A 16,548-nucleotide genomic window follows, 5' to 3' on the forward strand; every position below is an offset into this window, starting at 1 on the left:
GGCTCCCCCTAGTCTGAAGAAGCACGGGGCCCTGCCCCTGTCACTTCTCTCAAGAAAGGTGCGGACCGGCTGTGGCCGACCGTCTCATCGTCCGTGGCGCGCGCGAGCACAACCTGAAGAACGTCTCGCTCGACCTGCCTCGTGACTCGCTCATCGTCTTCACGGGTCTGTCCGGGTCGGGCAAGTCCTCCCTGGCCTTCGACACGATCTTCGCCGAGGGCCAGCGTCGCTACGTGGAGTCGCTCTCCTCGTACGCCCGCCAGTTCCTCGGGCAGATGGACAAGCCGGACGTGGACTTCATCGAAGGCCTGTCTCCCGCGGTCTCGATCGACCAGAAGTCGACCTCGCGCAACCCGCGCTCCACGGTCGGCACCATCACCGAGGTCTACGACTACCTGCGCCTGCTCTTCGCGCGCATCGGAAAGCCGCACTGCCCCGAGTGCGGCCGCCCGATCTCCCGCCAGTCGCCGCAGGCCATCGTGGACAAGGTCCTGGAGCTGCCGGAGGGGAGCCGCTTCCAGGTGCTCTCGCCGCTGGTGCGCGAGCGCAAGGGCGAGTTCGTCGATCTCTTCGCCGACCTCCAGACCAAGGGCTACTCCCGCGCGCGCGTGGACGGCGAGACCGTCCAGCTGTCCGACCCGCCGACGCTGAAGAAGCAGGAGAAGCACACCATCGAGGTGGTCGTCGACCGCCTCACGGTGAAGGACACCGCCAAGCGGCGCCTCACCGACTCCGTGGAGACCGCGCTCGGCCTGTCCGGGGGCATGGTCGTGCTCGACTTCGTCGACCTCCCCGAGGACGACCCCGAGCGCGAGCGCATGTACTCGGAGCACCTGTACTGCCCGTACGACGACCTGTCCTTCGAGGAGCTGGAGCCCCGCTCCTTCTCCTTCAACTCGCCCTTCGGCGCCTGCCCCGAGTGCACCGGCATCGGCACGCGCATGGAGGTCGACCCGGAGCTGATCGTCCCGGACGAGGACAAGTCGCTCGACGAGGGCGCCATCCACCCCTGGTCGCACGGCCACACCAAGGACTACTTCGGCCGGCTGATCGGCGCCCTCGCCGACGCGCTGGGCTTCCGCACCGACATCCCCTTCGCCGGCCTCCCGCAGCGCGCCAAGAAGGCCCTGCTCTACGGCCACAAGACGCAGATCGAGGTCCGCTACCGCAACCGGTACGGCCGCGAGCGTGTGTACACCACGCCTTTCGAGGGCGCCGTGCCGTTCGTCAAGCGCCGGCACAGCGAGGCCGAGAGCGACGCCAGCCGTGAGCGCTTCGAGGGCTACATGCGCGAGGTGCCCTGCCCGACCTGTCAGGGCACACGCCTGAAGCCGATCGTCCTCGCGGTGACGATCATGGACAAGTCGATCGCCGAGGTCTCGGCGATGTCCATCAGCGACTGCGCGGACTTCCTGGGCGAGCTCAGGCTCAACGCCCGCGACAAGAAGATCGCCGAGCGCGTGCTCAAGGAGGTCAACGAGCGGCTGCGGTTCCTGGTCGACGTCGGGCTCGACTACCTCTCGCTGAACCGCGCGGCCGGCACCCTCTCCGGCGGCGAGGCCCAGCGCATCCGCCTGGCCACCCAGATCGGCTCCGGCCTCGTCGGCGTCCTGTACGTCCTGGACGAGCCGTCGATCGGCCTGCACCAGCGCGACAACCACCGGCTGATCGAGACCCTGGTCCGGCTGCGCGACATGGGCAACACGCTCATCGTCGTCGAGCACGACGAGGACACCATCAAGGTCGCCGACTGGGTCGTCGACATCGGTCCCGGCGCCGGCGAGCACGGCGGCAAGGTCGTGCACAGCGGCTCCCTGAAGGAGCTGCTCGCCAATGCCGAGTCGCAGACCGGCCAGTACCTGTCCGGCCGGAAGTCGATCCCGCTGCCCGACATCCGCCGCCCGCAGGACCCGTCCCGCAGGCTCACCGTGCACGGCGCCCGCGAGAACAACCTCCAGGACATCGACGTGTCCTTCCCGCTGGGCGTGTTCACGGCCGTCACGGGCGTCTCCGGCTCCGGCAAGTCGACGCTGGTCAACGACATCCTGTACACGCACCTGGCCCGCGAACTGAACGGCGCGCGGAACGTCCCGGGCCGGCACACGCGCGTGGACGGCGACGACCTCGTGGACAAGGTCGTGCACGTCGACCAGTCGCCCATCGGCCGCACCCCGCGGTCGAACCCGGCGACCTACACCGGCGTCTTCGACCACGTCCGCAAGCTGTTCGCCGAGACCACCGAGGCGAAGGTCCGCGGCTACCAGCCGGGCCGCTTCTCCTTCAACGTCAAGGGCGGCCGCTGCGAGAACTGCGCGGGTGACGGCACGATCAAGATCGAGATGAACTTCCTCCCGGACGTCTACGTCCCGTGCGAGGTCTGCCACGGCGCCCGGTACAACCGGGAGACCCTGGAGGTCCACTACAAGGGCAAGTCCATCGCCGAGGTCCTGAACATGCCCATCGAGGAGGCCATGCACTTCTTCGAGGCGGTTCCGGCGATCAACCGTCACCTCAGGACGCTGAACGACGTCGGTCTCGGCTACGTCCGCCTCGGCCAGTCCGCCACCACGCTGTCCGGCGGTGAGGCACAGCGTGTGAAGCTCGCCAGCGAACTGCAGAAGCGCTCCACCGGGCGCACGGTCTACGTCCTCGACGAGCCGACCACCGGTCTGCACTTCGAGGACATCAGCAAGCTGCTGAAGGTACTCGGCGGCCTCGTCGACAAGGGCAACACGGTCATCGTCATCGAGCACAACCTCGACGTGATCAAGACCGCCGACTGGGTCGTCGACATGGGTCCGGAGGGCGGCGCGGGCGGCGGACTCGTCGTCGCGGAGGGCACCCCCGAGGAGATCGCGGCGGTCCCGGCCAGCCACACCGGCAAGTTCCTGCGCGAGATCCTCGGCGCCGACCGGATCAGCGACGCCAGCTCGGTGAAGGCCCCGCGCCGGACCGCGGCGAAGAGGACGGCCGCGGCGAAGACGGTCGCCGCGAAGTCGACGGCGAGGAAGACGGCGACCGCCACGACCGCGTCGACCACGGACAACACGGCCACGAAGAAGGCGGCCGGTGCCGCGAAGAAGGCGACCCCCACGAAGAAGGCGACGACGCGGGCCCGCAAGGCCTGAGCTCCGGCAGGTCACCTGCTCGGACAGATCCCAGCAGATCCGAAGAAAAGCGGCGCCCCGCGGGAACTTCCCGTGGGGCGCCGCTCGTTCCATGATCAGCCGCCCGATCCCCGCGGTGGGCACGGACCTTGACTCCTCAACAGAGAGCTCTGAAGACACAGGCCTCCCACGCCGCAGTCCGTCCAGCAGGGCCTCGCCGAAGGCGTCGCGGGAGGAGCGCGAGCAGAACGCGGTGGGGGAGCCGAGGCGGCCGAGGGGCACGGCCGTGTTGTAGGGGCCACCGCCGAGCGCCGGCTGTAGGGCCGCGAGGGCACCCGCCTCTCCCGCTTCCGCCGCCGATTCCGTCCGGACCGGAAGACTCCGCTCGGGTCGCCATGCCGCCCCGGGCCGGGAAGCCACCGCACCGGCCGCGGCCGCGGCCGCGTGAACGCTCGAGCAAGCGCTTACGTCCCGGGGGAGGAGCACACCCCACCCCGAAGCGGGACGTTCCGCCCAGGTAGTGTCGTCCCACAAGGTTCCGGGCAGCTGCCTCCCGGAGACCGCACCGCACCGTCCCCCTGCACCGCCCCGACCGCCCAGGAGTGCCTGTGTCCGCCCGTCGCACCGCGAGTCACCGCACCGCGAGTCGCCGTACTGTCCTGCGGGGAGCGGCCGTCACCTCGGTCGCCGGACTGGGGGCGGCCGCCTGCACGGCACCAGGCGGTGCGGCCACGACGGAGGCCACGCCCACCGCGCCGGTCGACCTCGGAGCCGAGAGCGAGCTCGCCAAGGGCGGCGCCCGTCTGGACCGGGAGCACAACGTGGTCGTCAGCCGGTCGGCCGACGGCACCCTGAAGGCGTACAGCACGATCTGCACGCACGCGGGATGCCCGATCAACAAGCTCCAGGGCACGACGTTGGTCTGCCCCTGCCACGGCAGCGAGTTCGACGCCCTGACCGGCAAGGTGATGCGCTCGCCCGCCACCGAGCCGTTGCAGGAGCTGCCGGTGAAGACCGCGAACGGCCGGATCGTGGCGGGACCCGGCGCCTGACCGGCGGGCGCCGGCTGCTCGGCGCCGGAGCTCAGCGCCGGTTCACTCCCAGTCCCAGCCGATCCCCAGCAGGCCCGGCCGGACCCGGGGCTCGACCAGGTGGACGGACCGGTGCGGCCCGCTCAGCGACAGACTCTGCCGGCCACTGCGCGGGGCCGCCGCCGAATGCTGGGCGAATCGGTGGCACCGGGTCGGCAGCGCGTCGGCGGCGAAACGCACCTGAAGGGTGTACTGGCCGCCGGGAAAGGCGAAGCCGCGGACGTACTCGCGGGAGACACCGGCCGTGCCGTCCTCGACGGCGTAGCGGAAGAGGAAGGTGTCGCCGGAGCGCAGGCGCGTGCCGAAGAGGAGTTCGGCGACGAGGAGGCCGGTCTCCTGGTCCGACCGGACGCGTCCCGCACGGCAGTTCTCCAGCGCGTGCAGGGTCATGCGCTGCGGGGCGCAGCCGGGATCGCCCTGGTGGACGGCCACGAAGCGGTCGACGCCGTCCCGGTGGGCGCGCACGATGTGCTGGGACTCGCGGGCGGCCAGTTCCCGGTGGCCGCCGATCCGTACCCGTTCGTGGTGTCCCAGGGTGTGCAGACCGCCGTCGAGGGACCAGTCGAACTCGGCCTGCAGCCGGTCCAGCACGTCACAGGCCTCGACGAACGAGCGGTACGAGCGGGCGGCGGGCCGGCGCGCCGCAGGACCGTCCTCGGCGTCGGCGAGCAGCCGGATCAGGGACTCCTCCGGGAGCTGGAGGATCTCTTCCAGTGCTCGGACGGCCCGCAGGGACTCCGGGCGCTGCGGGCGGCGGGCACCCTGCTGCCAGTAACTCAGGCTGGTCACGCCCACTTTGACGCCGTAGCGCGACAGATGGTGCTGCACGCGCTGGAGCGGCAGCCCGCGGGCGGCGATCGCGGCGCGCAGGGCCACGTGGAAGGGGCCGCCGCGCAGGGCGGAGTCCAGTTCCGCGGTGGCGACGTCCGCGTGCTGTATGCCGTGCCGCATGCAGGGGGGCCTTTCTGTCGGGGGGTCCAACGGCTGGTCAGGCCGTTGACGCGGGTCGGGGCCGCCCCGTCGGCGCCGGGGGCGGCCGTACCTGGGCACGCCGCGTCCGCAGGCCGTCGCTCGCGGCCCCGAGTTCCCCCGCATTGAAGCGTGTTGACCAATCCCCGACAACACCTTCGGCCGGTCCGGCGCGCCCGACTGGCCGAGGCGCGCCCCCTTGACCGGCGGGATCGCCCGGAGGCGGAGGTGCCGCCGGCGGTCAGGGGACCGGAGATCGTGCACGGGAGGGCGCCGATTCAGGGAGGAATGCGGGCAAGATCCCTCACCCTGGGTCCGACGGCGCCACGCCGGTAGCGAAGCGTGTTCGTGTGTGCGGCATCCCGGAACCCCCCGCGATGTCACCGAGGTGACCGATTCCGTGATCCGGAATCCGGGCGGGGTGTGTGTCCGTGCACGCCAGTAGGGTGTGAGACATGGCCGATCCCTCCAGCTACCGCCCCAAGCCGGGACAGATCCCGGACTCTCCCGGGGTGTACAGGTTCCGTGACGAGCACCGTCGGGTGATCTACGTCGGAAAGGCGAAGAGCCTGCGCCAGCGTCTGGCGAACTACTTCCAGGACCTGGCGGGCCTGCACCCCCGCACCAGGACGATGGTCACCACCGCCGCGTCCGTGGAGTGGACCGTGGTGTCCACGGAGGTCGAGGCGCTCCAGCTGGAGTACTCCTGGATCAAGGAGTACGACCCCCGCTTCAATGTGAAGTACCGCGACGACAAGAGCTACCCGTACCTCGCGGTCACGATGAACGAGGAGTTCCCGCGGGTCCAGGTGATGCGCGGTCACAAGAAGAAGGGCGTGCGCTACTTCGGCCCCTACGCCCACGCGTGGGCGATCCGGGACACCGTCGACCTGCTGCTGCGGGTGTTCCCGGTGCGCACCTGCTCCGCCGGGGTCTTCAAGAACGCCGCCCGCACCGGCCGCCCCTGCCTGCTCGGCTACATCGGCAAGTGCTCGGCCCCCTGTGTCGGCCGGATCTCCCCGGAGGACCACGGCGAACTGGCCGAGGAGTTCTGCGACTTCATGGCCGGCCGCACCGGCACCTACCTCCGCCGGCTGGAGACGCGGATGATGGAGGCGGCCGAGGAGATGGAGTACGAGCGGGCCGCCCGGCTGCGCGACGACATCGAGGCCCTGAAGAAGGCCATGGAGAAGAACGCGGTCGTGCTCGCCGACGCGACCGACGCCGACCTCATCGCCGTCGCGGAGGACGAGCTGGAGGCCGCCGTGCAGATCTTCCACGTGCGCGGCGGACGCGTGCGCGGACAGCGCGGCTGGGTGACGGACAAGGTGGAGGACGTCACCACCGGGGCTCTCGTCGAGCACGCCCTGCAGCAGCTCTACGGCGAGGAGACCGGGGACGCGGTCCCCAAGGAGGTGCTGGTCCCGGCCCTGCCGGAGCCGGTCGAGCCGGTCCAGGAGTGGCTCACCGGCCGCCGCGGGGCGAACGTCTCGCTGCGCGTCCCGCAGCGCGGCGACAAGAAGGCGCTGATGGAGACGGTGCAGCGCAATGCCCAGCAGGCGCTCGTCCTGCACAAGACCAAGCGCGCCTCCGACCTCACCACCCGCTCGCGCGCCCTGGAGGAGATCGCCGAGGCGCTGGGCCTGGACAGCGCCCCGCTGCGCATCGAGTGCTACGACATCTCGCACCTCCAGGGCGACGACGTGGTGGCGTCCATGGTCGTCTTCGAGGACGGCCTGCAGCGCAAGAGCGAGTACCGCCGCTTCCAGATCAAGGGCTTCGCCGGCCAGGACGACGTGCGCTCCATGCACGAGGTGATCACCCGCCGATTCCGCCGCTACCTCGCCGAGAAGGAGCGGACCGGCGAGTGGGTGGAGGACGGCGCCGAGACCGCGCTCACGGCCTCCGGCACGGCCGCCCTGACGGCCTCGGGCACCGCCGCCCTCGGCGCCGCCGAAACCGCCGCCGAAACCGCCGCCGCCGACACCGCCCCGGCCGACGGTTTCAAGGACGACGACGGTCGCCCCAAGAAGTTCGCCTATCCGCCCCAGCTCGTGGTCGTCGACGGTGGCCGGCCGCAGGTCGCCGCCGCGCAGCGGGCGCTCGACGAGCTGGGCATCGACGACATCGCCGTCTGCGGCCTCGCCAAGCGCCTCGAAGAGGTCTGGCTGCCCGAGGACGACGACCCCGTGGTCCTGCCCCGCACCAGCGAGGGTCTCTACCTGCTCCAGCGCGTCCGGGACGAGGCGCACCGCTTCGCCATCACCTACCAGCGCACCAAGCGGGCCAAGCGCTTCCGGGCCGGCCCCCTGGACGACGTACCGGGCCTCGGCGAGAGCCGCAAACAGGCGTTGATCAAGCATTTCGGCTCGGTGAAGAAGCTGCGGTCCGCCACAATCGAGCAGATCCAGGAAGTGCCCGGGATAGGCCGCAAGACGGCCGAGACCATCGCCGCGGCCCTCGCCCAGGCGGCCCCGGCCGCACCTGCCGTCAACACGGCCACCGGAGAGATCATGGATGACAGGGAAGACGAGGCGCCCGAGACGACGGCGGGCGCCTCGGGGGAGCCCGTACCCGCGGGCGCCCCGGACGATCGACGGGGGCAGGAGAGATGACCGAGCACGACGAACAGCCCACAGCGCAGCGAGATCCGGCGTTCAGCCAGACGCAGGGCGGCCCCGCGGACACATCCGGCGAGCCGGGCCAGGACGGGCCGCGTGCGGCGGAAGCCGAAGCGGTCCAGGAAAACGGAGCAGAAGTGAGTACGGACACCACTGGTGCCGGGGTGCCCGAAGCGGCCATCCCCGAACTGGTGATCATCTCCGGTATGTCGGGAGCCGGCCGTTCGACGGCGGCGAAGTGCCTGGAGGACCTCGGCTGGTTCGTCGTGGACAACCTCCCGCCGGCCCTCATCCCCACCATGGTCGAGCTGGGCGCCCGCTCCCAGGGCAACGTGGCGCGGATCGCGGTCGTGGTCGACGTGCGCGGCCGGCGCTTCTTCGACAACCTGCGGGAGTCCCTCGCCGACCTCGACAGCCGGGGGGTCACGCGCCGGATCGTCTTCCTGGAGTCCTCCGACGACGCACTGGTCCGCCGCTTCGAGTCGGTGCGCCGCCCGCACCCGCTGCAGGGCGACGGCCGGATCGTGGACGGCATCGCCGCCGAGCGGGAGCTGCTGCGCGAGCTGCGCGGCGACGCCGACCTGGTGATCGACACCTCCAGCCTCAACGTGCACGAGCTGCGCGCCAAGATGGACGCCCAGTTCGCCGGCGAGGAGGAGCCCGAGCTGCGGGCCACCGTGATGTCGTTCGGCTTCAAGTACGGCCTGCCGGTCGACGCCGACCTGGTGGCCGACATGCGGTTCCTGCCCAACCCGCACTGGGTGCCGGAGCTGCGCCCGTACACCGGCCTCAACGAGGAGGTGTCGGCGTACGTCTTCAACCAGCCCGGCGCGAAGGAGTTCCTCGACCGCTACGCCGAGCTGCTGCGGCTGATCGCGGCCGGGTACCGGCGGGAGGGCAAGCGGTACGTGACGATCGCCATCGGCTGCACGGGCGGCAAGCACCGCTCGGTCGCCGTGTCCGAGAAGCTCGCCGCCCGCCTGGCCGCCGAGGGAGTGGAGACCGTGGTCGTGCACCGGGACATGGGGCGCGAGTGACCGAGCGCACTCCACGGCTGAGCAGGCTGCGCCGGGTGGTGCCCGAGTCCCGCGACGGCCGTCCCGTCGAGGCCCGCGGCGCCCGGCCGCGCCGCCGCGGTGCCCAGCCCAAGGTGGTCGCGCTGGGCGGCGGCATGGGACTGTCCGCCTCGCTCGCCGCCCTGCGCCGGATCACCGGCGACCTCACCGCCGTCGTCACCGTGGCCGACGACGGCGGCTCCAGCGGGCGCCTGCGCGACGAACTCGGTGTGCTCCCCCCGGGTGATCTGCGCAAGGCCCTCGCCGCCCTGTGCGGTGACGACGACTGGGGCCAGACCTGGGCCCGGGTCATCCAGCACCGCTTCCAGTCCAAGGGCGACCTGCACGAGCACGCGGTCGGCAACCTCCTGATCGTCGCCCTGTGGGAGCAGCTCGGCGACCACGTCCAGGCACTGGACCTGGTCGGCAAGCTGCTCGGCGCGCACGGGCGCGTGCTGCCCATGTCCGCCGTGCCGCTGGAGCTGCAGGCCCTGGTCAAGGGGCACGACCCGGAGCGGCCCGAGGAGGTCGACATCGTCCGGGGGCAGGCCACGGTGGCGCTGACGCCCGGGGAGGTGCAGTCCGTGCACCTGGTCCCGCACGACCCGCCGGCCGTGCCGGAGGCCGTGGCGGCCGTCCTGGACGCGGACTGGGTGGTGCTCGGCCCCGGGTCCTGGTTCTCGTCGGTGATCCCGCACCTGCTGGTCCCCGATCTGCTCGACGCGCTCACCGAGACCAAGGCCCGCAAGGTCCTGTCCCTGAACCTGGCACCGCAGCCGGGAGAAACCGAGGGGTTCTCACCGCAGCGTCATTTGGAGGTTTTGGGGCGACACGCCCCTAAACTCGCCCTGGACGTGGTGCTGGCCGACGAGGCCGCCGTGCCCGACCGCGACTCGCTCACCGAGGCCGCCAAGCGGCTGGGAGCCGCGGTCGAGCTGAGCCCCGTGGCCCGGACCGACGGTTCACCCCGGCACGACCCGGAGCTGTTGGCCGCCGCGTACGACCGTATTTTTCGGATGCATGGAAGGATCGGCCCATGGCGATGACGGCAGCGGTGAAGGACGAGATCTCCCGGCTACCCGTCACCCGGACCTGCTGCCGGAAGGCCGAGGTCTCCGCCATCCTGCGGTTCGCCGGCGGCCTCCACCTGGTGAGCGGGCGCATCGTGATCGAGGCGGAGCTGGACACCGCGATGGCGGCCCGGCGCCTGAAGCGGGACATCCTGGAGATCTTCGGCCACAGCTCCGAGCTGATCGTGATGGCACCCGGCGGGCTGCGCCGCGGCTCCCGGTACGTCGTGCGGGTGGTGGCGGGCGGCGACCAGCTGGCTCGCCAGACCGGCCTGGTGGACGGCCGGGGCCGGCCCATCCGGGGCCTGCCCCCGCAGGTCGTCTCCGGGGCCACCTGTGACGCCGAGGCGGCCTGGCGCGGTGCCTTCCTGGCGCACGGCTCGCTGACCGAGCCCGGCCGCTCCTCCTCCCTGGAGGTGACCTGCCCGGGTCCGGAGGCCGCGCTCGCGCTGGTCGGCGCCGCCCGCCGCCTGTCCATCGCCGCGAAGGCCCGTGAGGTGCGCGGGGTGGACCGGGTGGTCGTCCGTGACGGCGACGCGATCGGCGCCCTGCTGACCCGCCTCGGCGCGCACGAGTCGGTGCTGGCCTGGGAGGAGCGGCGGATGCGCCGCGAGGTCCGCGCCACCGCGAACCGCCTCGCCAACTTCGACGACGCCAACCTGCGCCGCTCCGCCCGCGCTGCCGTCGCCGCGGGGGCCCGGGTCCAGCGCGCCCTGGAGATCCTCGGCGACGAGGTGCCCGAGCACCTCGCGGCGGCCGGCCGGCTGCGCATGGAGCACAAGCAGGCCTCCCTGGAGGAGCTGGGTGCGCTTGCCGACCCGCCGCTCACCAAGGACGCGGTCGCCGGCCGGATCCGCCGTCTCCTCGCGATGGCCGACAAGCGCGCGTCCGACCTGGGGATCCCGGGCACCGAGGCCAACCTCTCCGAGGAGCTGGCCGACAACCTCGCAGGCTGAGGCTCCGTCACCACACGGGTGCCGACGGCAGTGACGGTCGTCGGCACCGGCGTTTACATCCCTTTTAAGCCACCGTGAACTGGCCATGAGGCACCCTTGACTGGATCATGAAGTGTCATGAGCCTGGCAGGGGTTCGCCGCCGTGGCGAACCACTGCTAGGGGGGTTCATGAGACACAGAGCGAGATCGATCCTCGCTGTCGGCGCGCTCCTGATCGGCTCGGCCGCACTCGCACCCGTGGCCCAGGCGCGGACCGGAGGTCCGAAGCCCGACCCCGACCAGGTCAAGGTCTTCCACGCCGACGTCACCAGGAAACAGATTCCCCTCCTGCTCGAAGCCGGGCAGGACGGCAACGAACTCGGCGACCAGGTCACCGGATCCGGAAAGACGGAAGTCGAGCTCTACCTCACCGACCAGCAGGCGAAGAAGCTGGCGAAGCGGGGCGTCGACCTCACCGAGCACACGGTGTCGGCGAAGGCCGAGGCGCGGGTCGAGGGCGCCTCCCAGGGCGTGTTCCGCCCGTACAGCGGCGCCGGCGGCCTCGAACAGGAGATCCTCGCGACCGCCCAGGCCAACCCCGGCCTCACCAAGGTCGAGTCCATCGGCAGGACGGTCGACGGCCAGGACATCCTCGCGCTCAAGCTGACCAAGGGCGCGAAGAAGTCGAAGGACGGCTCCAAGCCGTCCGTGCTGTACCTGTCCAACCAGCACGCGCGCGAGTGGATCACGCCGGAGATGACCCGCCGGTTGATGCACTACTACCTGGACCACTACAACACCGACCGGCGCATCAAGAAGATCGTCGACTCGACCGAGCTGTGGTTCGTGCTGTCCGCCAACCCCGACGGCTACGACTACACCTTCCAGAGCTCCGACACCCGCCTGTGGCGCAAGAACCTGCGGGACGTCAACGGCGACGGGGTCATCGGCACGGGCGACGGCGTCGACCTCAACCGCAACTTCGGCTACAAGTGGGGCTACGACGACGAGGGGTCGTCCCCCAACCCGACCAGCGAGACCTACCGCGGTGCGAGCCCCGAGTCCGAGCCCGAGACCAGGGCGCTGGACGACTTCGAGAAGCGGATCGGGTTCACCTACGGCATCAACTACCACTCCGCCGCCGAACTCCTCCTCTACGGCGTCGGCTGGCAGGTGGCCACCCCGACCCCGGACGACGTCCTCTACAAGGCGCTCGCCGGCACCCCGGACAACCCGGCGATCCCCGGTTACCACTCGCAGGTCTCCTCGGAGCTGTACACCACCAACGGTGAGGCGGACGGGCACGCGTCCAACGTCAACGGCATGGCGATGTTCACCCCCGAGATGTCGACCTGCCAGACGGCCTCGGACCTCGACCCGAACGACGCCTGGAACGCCGCCGACTGCCAGTCGGTCTTCAACTTCCCGGACGACGAGAAGCTGATCCAGGACGAGTTCGCGAAGAACATCCCGTTCGCGCTCTCCGTCGCCGAGACCGCCGCCCACCCCGACCGGCCGGTCTCCTCGGTCGGCCTGAACGCCGCCGACTTCACCCCGGCGACCTTCTCCACGTCGTACTCGCGCGGCGCCGACCAGGAGGTCTCCGTCGTCGTCCGCAAGGCGATCCGGGACAAGGAGCTCAGGTACCGCGTCAACGGCGGCCGCACGCGGGACAGGGCGCTCAAGTCCTGGAAGGGCGGCGAGACCTACGGCGGCGCCGACAACCTCTACTTCGACGAGTACCGCGCCAAGGTGAAGGACGGCGGCCCGGGCGACAGGGTCGAGGTGTGGTTCACCGGCGAGACGAAGAGCGGCAGGAAGGTCTCCAGCGCGCACTTCACCTACACCGTCGCCGAGCGGGCCAAGGCCGACACCCTGGTCGTCGCCGAGGAGGGCACCAAGGCCACCCAGGCGCAGACCTACGTCGACGCGCTGAAGGCGGCCGGGCGCAGGGCGGTCGTCTGGGACGTCGCCACCCAGGGCGCGCCCGACGCGCTCGGCGTCCTCAAGCACTTCAGGACGGTCGTCCACTACTCCGGCACCGCGGGCCCCGGCAACGACACCCAGCTCCAGCTGCGCGCCTACCTCAACGAGGGCGGCAAGCTGATCGAGGCGGGCGAGCTGGCCGGCGGCAGCGTGAACCTCGCCGACGGCACCCCGTCGAACGACTTCAGCCAGTACTACCTGGGCGCCTACTCCCGCACCTCGACGCCCGGCGCCAGCGGCTTCAGCGGCTCCGGCGCGCTGGACGGCTTCAGCGGGGCCCTCGGCGGCACCGCCACCAACCCGCTCGACAAGGCCGGCACCTACTCCGCCACCTCGGAGCAACTGCCGCCCGCCACGTACCCGCAGTTCGCCAGTGCGGGCGCCGGCCAGTTCGCCGGGACCGTCAACCCGTACGGGCCCTACTCCGGGTCGTACATGGCCGCGGCCGTCCACACCGACGATGCCTACAAGCGCCTCACCCGCACCATCGACCTCACCGGTGTCACCGCGTCCCAGCAGCCGACCCTCAGCGCCAGGCTGCTCTGGGACACCGAACCCGGCTACGACCACGCAGTCGTCGAGGCGCACGTGGTGGGCGCCGACGACTGGACCACCCTGCCCGAGAAGAACGGCGCCACCAGCGACGCCGTGCCGAGCGAGTGCGGGGCCGGGTTCCTGATCGCCGAGCACCCGTGGCTCAAGCACTACCTGACCATCACGGGCAGTCAGTGCACCGCGAGCGGCACCAGCGGCTCCTGGCACAGCTTCACCGGCAGCTCGGCGGGCTGGCAGCCGGTGAGCTTCGACCTGAGCGCCTACGCCGGCAAGTCCGTGCAGATCTCCCTCGGCTACATCACCGACCCGGGCACCGGCGGGCACGGTGTCCTCGTCGACGACGCCTCGCTGGTGGTCGGCGGGACGGCCACCGAGACCGAGGGCTTCGAGACCTCCCTCGGCCCCTGGAGCGTCACCGGCCCGCCCGCGGGCAGTCCGGCCGTCCTCAAGGACTGGACGCGCACCGGCGCCCTCTTCCGGACGTACGGAGCGATCACCACCGACCGCACCGTGCTGCTCGGTTTCGGTCTGGAGCAGGTCACTTCGGCGGCCGATCGTGCCGCTCTGGTGAAGAAGGCGTTGACGGCACTCGACAACTGACCCCGAGGGCATGCGACAAGTGAGCCGACCCGCTCACGAACGAGTGAAAGATCGGTAAAGGCGGGTCGACATCACCGGACAAAACGGAGCGATACCGCCCCCGTTCCGAGGCGGTCCGTACCCCTACTGGCGGGTACGGACCGCCTCGCCGTGTATGGGGCATCTGGATGTCACCACGGGAGCCTCAGGGAGGTAGGGTCGTGGGTGGTCGGGGACATCCCAAATACAGCTCGCCGGCACCGCATGGCCGGCGTACCAACGAGGAGATCGGTTCGTGACGATCCGCGTAGGCATCAACGGCTTCGGTCGTATCGGTCGCAACTACTTCCGCGCGCTGCTGGAGCAGGGCGCTGACATCGAGATCGTGGCTGTCAACGACCTGGGTGACACCGCGACCACCGCGCACCTGCTGAAGTACGACACGATCCTCGGCCGCCTCAAGGCCGAGGTGTCGCACACCGCCGACACGATCACCGTCGACGGCCACACCATCAAGGTGCTGTCCGAGCGCAACCCCGCCGACATCCCGTGGGGCGAGCTGGGCGTCGACATCGTCATCGAGTCGACCGGCATCTTCACGAAGAAGGCCGACGCCGAGAAGCACATCGCCGGCGGCGCCAAGAAGGTCCTCATCTCGGCTCCGGCCAAGGACGAGGACATCACCATCGTGATGGGCGTCAACCAGGACAAGTACGACCCGGCGAACCACCACGTCATCTCCAACGCCTCCTGCACCACCAACTGCGTGGCCCCGATGGCGAAGGTGCTCGACGAGAACTTCGGCATCGTCAAGGGCCTGATGACGACGGTGCACGCGTACACCAACGACCAGCGCATCCTGGACTTCCCGCACAAGGACCTGCGTCGCGCGCGTGCCGCCGCCGAGAACATCATCCCGACCACCACGGGCGCCGCCAAGGCCACCGCGCTGGTCCTCCCGCAGCTCAAGGGCAAGCTGGACGGCATCGCCATGCGCGTCCCCGTCCCGACCGGCTCCGCCACCGACCTGGTCGTGACCCTGCAGCGCGAGGTCACCAAGGACGAGGTCAACGCCGCGTTCAAGAAGGCGGCCGAGGACGGCGACCTGAAGGGCTACCTGGCGTACACCGAGGACGAGATCGTCTCCTCGGACATCGTCAGCGACCCGGCCTCCTGCACCTTCGACTCCTCCCTGACCATGGTTCAGGACGGCAACACGGTGAAGGTCCTCGGCTGGTACGACAACGAGTGGGGCTACTCCAACCGCCTCGTCGACCTCACGGTCTTCGTCGGCGAACAGCTCTGATCGGCCGAACAGGCACCTCGATGCGGTAGCAGGGCTCGGGCAGCGCACGGTCGCGCCGCCCGGGCCCTGACGCGCGTAAGGATCGACCCGACGACATACGGTTCGATCAGTCCTCGTACGATCAAGAGCCCTCCTGTAGGAGTCCCCAACCATGAAGACGATCGACGAACTCCTCGCCGAAGGGGTCGACGGCAAGCGGGTCTTCGTCCGCGCCGACCTCAACGTGCCGATGGCCGACGGTCTCATCACCGACGACGGCCGGATCCGCGCCGTCCTGCCCACCGTCCAGGCCCTCGTCGGCGCGGGCGCCAAGGTGGTCGTCGCCTCCCACCTGGGCCGCCCCAAGGGCGCCCCGGACCCGAAGTTCTCCCTGCTCCAGGCCGCCGAGCGGCTCGGTGAACTGCTCGGCGCCCCGGTCGCGTTCGCCCAGGACACCGTCGGCCCCGCCGCCCACGACGCGGTGAACGGCCTGCAGCCCGGCCAGGTCGCGGTCATCGAGAACCTGCGCTTCAACGCCGGTGAGACCTCCAAGGACGACACCGAGCGCGGCGAGTTCGCCGACCAGCTCGCCGCCCTCGCCGACGTCTACGTCGGCGACGGCTTCGGCGCCGTGCACCGTAAGCACGCCTCCGTGTACGACCTCCCGGCCCGGCTGCCGCACTACGCCGGCTACCTGATCGCCACCGAGGTCGGCGTCCTCAAGAAGCTCACCGAGGACGTCCAGCGGCCCTACGTCGTCGTGCTCGGCGGCGCCAAGGTCTCCGACAAGCTCGCCGTGATCGACCAGCTGCTAGGCAAGGCCGACCGCATCCTCGTCGGCGGCGGCATGGTCTACACCTTCCTCAAGGCCAAGGGCTACGAGGTCGGCAGCTCCCTCCTCCAGGAGGACCAGCTCGCCGCGGTCACCGAGTACATCGAGCGCGCCGAGAAGACCGGCGTCGAGCTCGTGCTGCCCGTCGACACCCTGGTCGCACCCGCGTTCCCCGACCTGTCGGCCAAGACCCCCGGCGACCCCGCCACGGTCCCCGCGGACGCCATGCCGGCCGGTCAGATGGGCCTGGACATCGGCCCGGAGACCGCCAAGCTGTACGCCTCGAAGCTCGCCGACGCCGCCACCGTCTTCTGGAACGGTCCCATGGGCGTCTTCGAGCACCCCGACTACGCCGCGGGCACCCGGGCGGTCGCCCAGGCTCTCGTCGAGTCCAAGGGCTTCACCGTCGTCGGCGGCGGGGACTCCGCCGCCGCCGTGCGCATCATCCGCTTCGACGAGAACG

At 70.7% G+C, this 16,548-nt stretch carries 10 protein-coding genes and 1 pseudogene; 9 read left to right on the forward strand and 2 right to left on the reverse strand.

Annotated elements, in window-relative coordinates; translation table 11 throughout:
• Positions 1 to 71 precede the first annotated feature (71 nt).
• The gene (gene uvrA, locus AB0M11_RS21685; protein ID WP_365707809.1) at positions 72 to 3,128 is read left to right on the forward strand and encodes an excinuclease ABC subunit UvrA; all 3,057 of its coding nucleotides are present in this window, start codon (positions 72 to 74) and stop codon (positions 3,126 to 3,128) included.
• Between the two features lie 171 nt (positions 3,129 to 3,299).
• Here the strand turns inward: uvrA and AB0M11_RS21690 are convergent.
• A pseudogene (locus tag AB0M11_RS21690) lies at positions 3,300 to 3,446 on the reverse strand (carbohydrate kinase); the annotation flags it as partial.
• A 269-nt stretch (positions 3,447 to 3,715) separates the two neighbouring features.
• Between AB0M11_RS21690 and AB0M11_RS21695 the strand changes: the two are divergent.
• Positions 3,716 to 4,159 carry a Rieske (2Fe-2S) protein gene (locus tag AB0M11_RS21695; RefSeq protein WP_365707811.1) on the forward strand — a complete coding sequence of 148 codons (444 nt, stop codon included), beginning with the start codon at positions 3,716 to 3,718 and terminating at the stop codon, positions 4,157 to 4,159.
• A 42-nt stretch (positions 4,160 to 4,201) separates the two neighbouring features.
• Here the strand turns inward: AB0M11_RS21695 and AB0M11_RS21700 are convergent, their stop codons facing one another.
• Entirely contained in the window at positions 4,202 to 5,149 is a 948-nt protein-coding gene (locus AB0M11_RS21700; protein ID WP_365707813.1) for a hypothetical protein, read from the reverse strand.
• 473 nt (positions 5,150 to 5,622) lie between these two features.
• Between AB0M11_RS21700 and uvrC the strand changes: the two genes are divergently transcribed.
• From uvrC to AB0M11_RS21735, 7 genes are all read left to right on the forward strand, one after another.
• On the forward strand, positions 5,623 to 7,782 hold the full coding sequence (gene uvrC / locus AB0M11_RS21705; protein ID WP_365707815.1) for an excinuclease ABC subunit UvrC: 2,160 nt from the start codon (positions 5,623 to 5,625) through the stop codon (positions 7,780 to 7,782).
• On the forward strand, positions 7,779 to 8,825 hold the full coding sequence (gene rapZ / locus AB0M11_RS21710) for an RNase adapter RapZ (RefSeq protein ID WP_365707817.1): 1,047 nt from the start codon (positions 7,779 to 7,781) through the stop codon (positions 8,823 to 8,825). The genes uvrC and rapZ overlap by 4 nt, the downstream gene beginning before the upstream one ends.
• The gene (gene yvcK / locus AB0M11_RS21715; protein ID WP_365707819.1) at positions 8,822 to 9,889 is read left to right on the forward strand and encodes a uridine diphosphate-N-acetylglucosamine-binding protein YvcK; all 1,068 of its coding nucleotides are present in this window, start codon (positions 8,822 to 8,824) and stop codon (positions 9,887 to 9,889) included. Before rapZ ends, yvcK begins: the two co-directional genes overlap by 4 nt.
• On the forward strand, positions 9,880 to 10,869 hold the full coding sequence (whiA, locus tag AB0M11_RS21720; protein WP_030642347.1) for a DNA-binding protein WhiA: 990 nt from the start codon (positions 9,880 to 9,882) through the stop codon (positions 10,867 to 10,869). Before yvcK ends, whiA begins: the two co-directional genes overlap by 10 nt.
• Positions 10,870 to 11,037: 168 nt before the next feature.
• Complete coding sequence (locus AB0M11_RS21725; RefSeq protein ID WP_365707821.1) at positions 11,038 to 13,989, forward strand: M14 family zinc carboxypeptidase; 2,952 nt, start codon at positions 11,038 to 11,040, stop codon at positions 13,987 to 13,989.
• Between the two features lie 274 nt (positions 13,990 to 14,263).
• Positions 14,264 to 15,274 (forward strand): type I glyceraldehyde-3-phosphate dehydrogenase, encoded by a 1,011-nt coding sequence (gene gap / locus AB0M11_RS21730; RefSeq protein WP_365707823.1) that lies wholly within the window; start codon positions 14,264 to 14,266, stop codon positions 15,272 to 15,274.
• Between the two features lie 151 nt (positions 15,275 to 15,425).
• Positions 15,426 to 16,548 (forward strand): phosphoglycerate kinase (locus AB0M11_RS21735; protein WP_365707825.1); only part of this gene is annotated, 1,123 nt, incomplete at its 3' end.

It is taken from the genome of Streptomyces sp. NPDC051987, assembly GCF_040680735.1.
GTDB lineage: Bacteria > Actinomycetota > Actinomycetes > Streptomycetales > Streptomycetaceae > Streptomyces.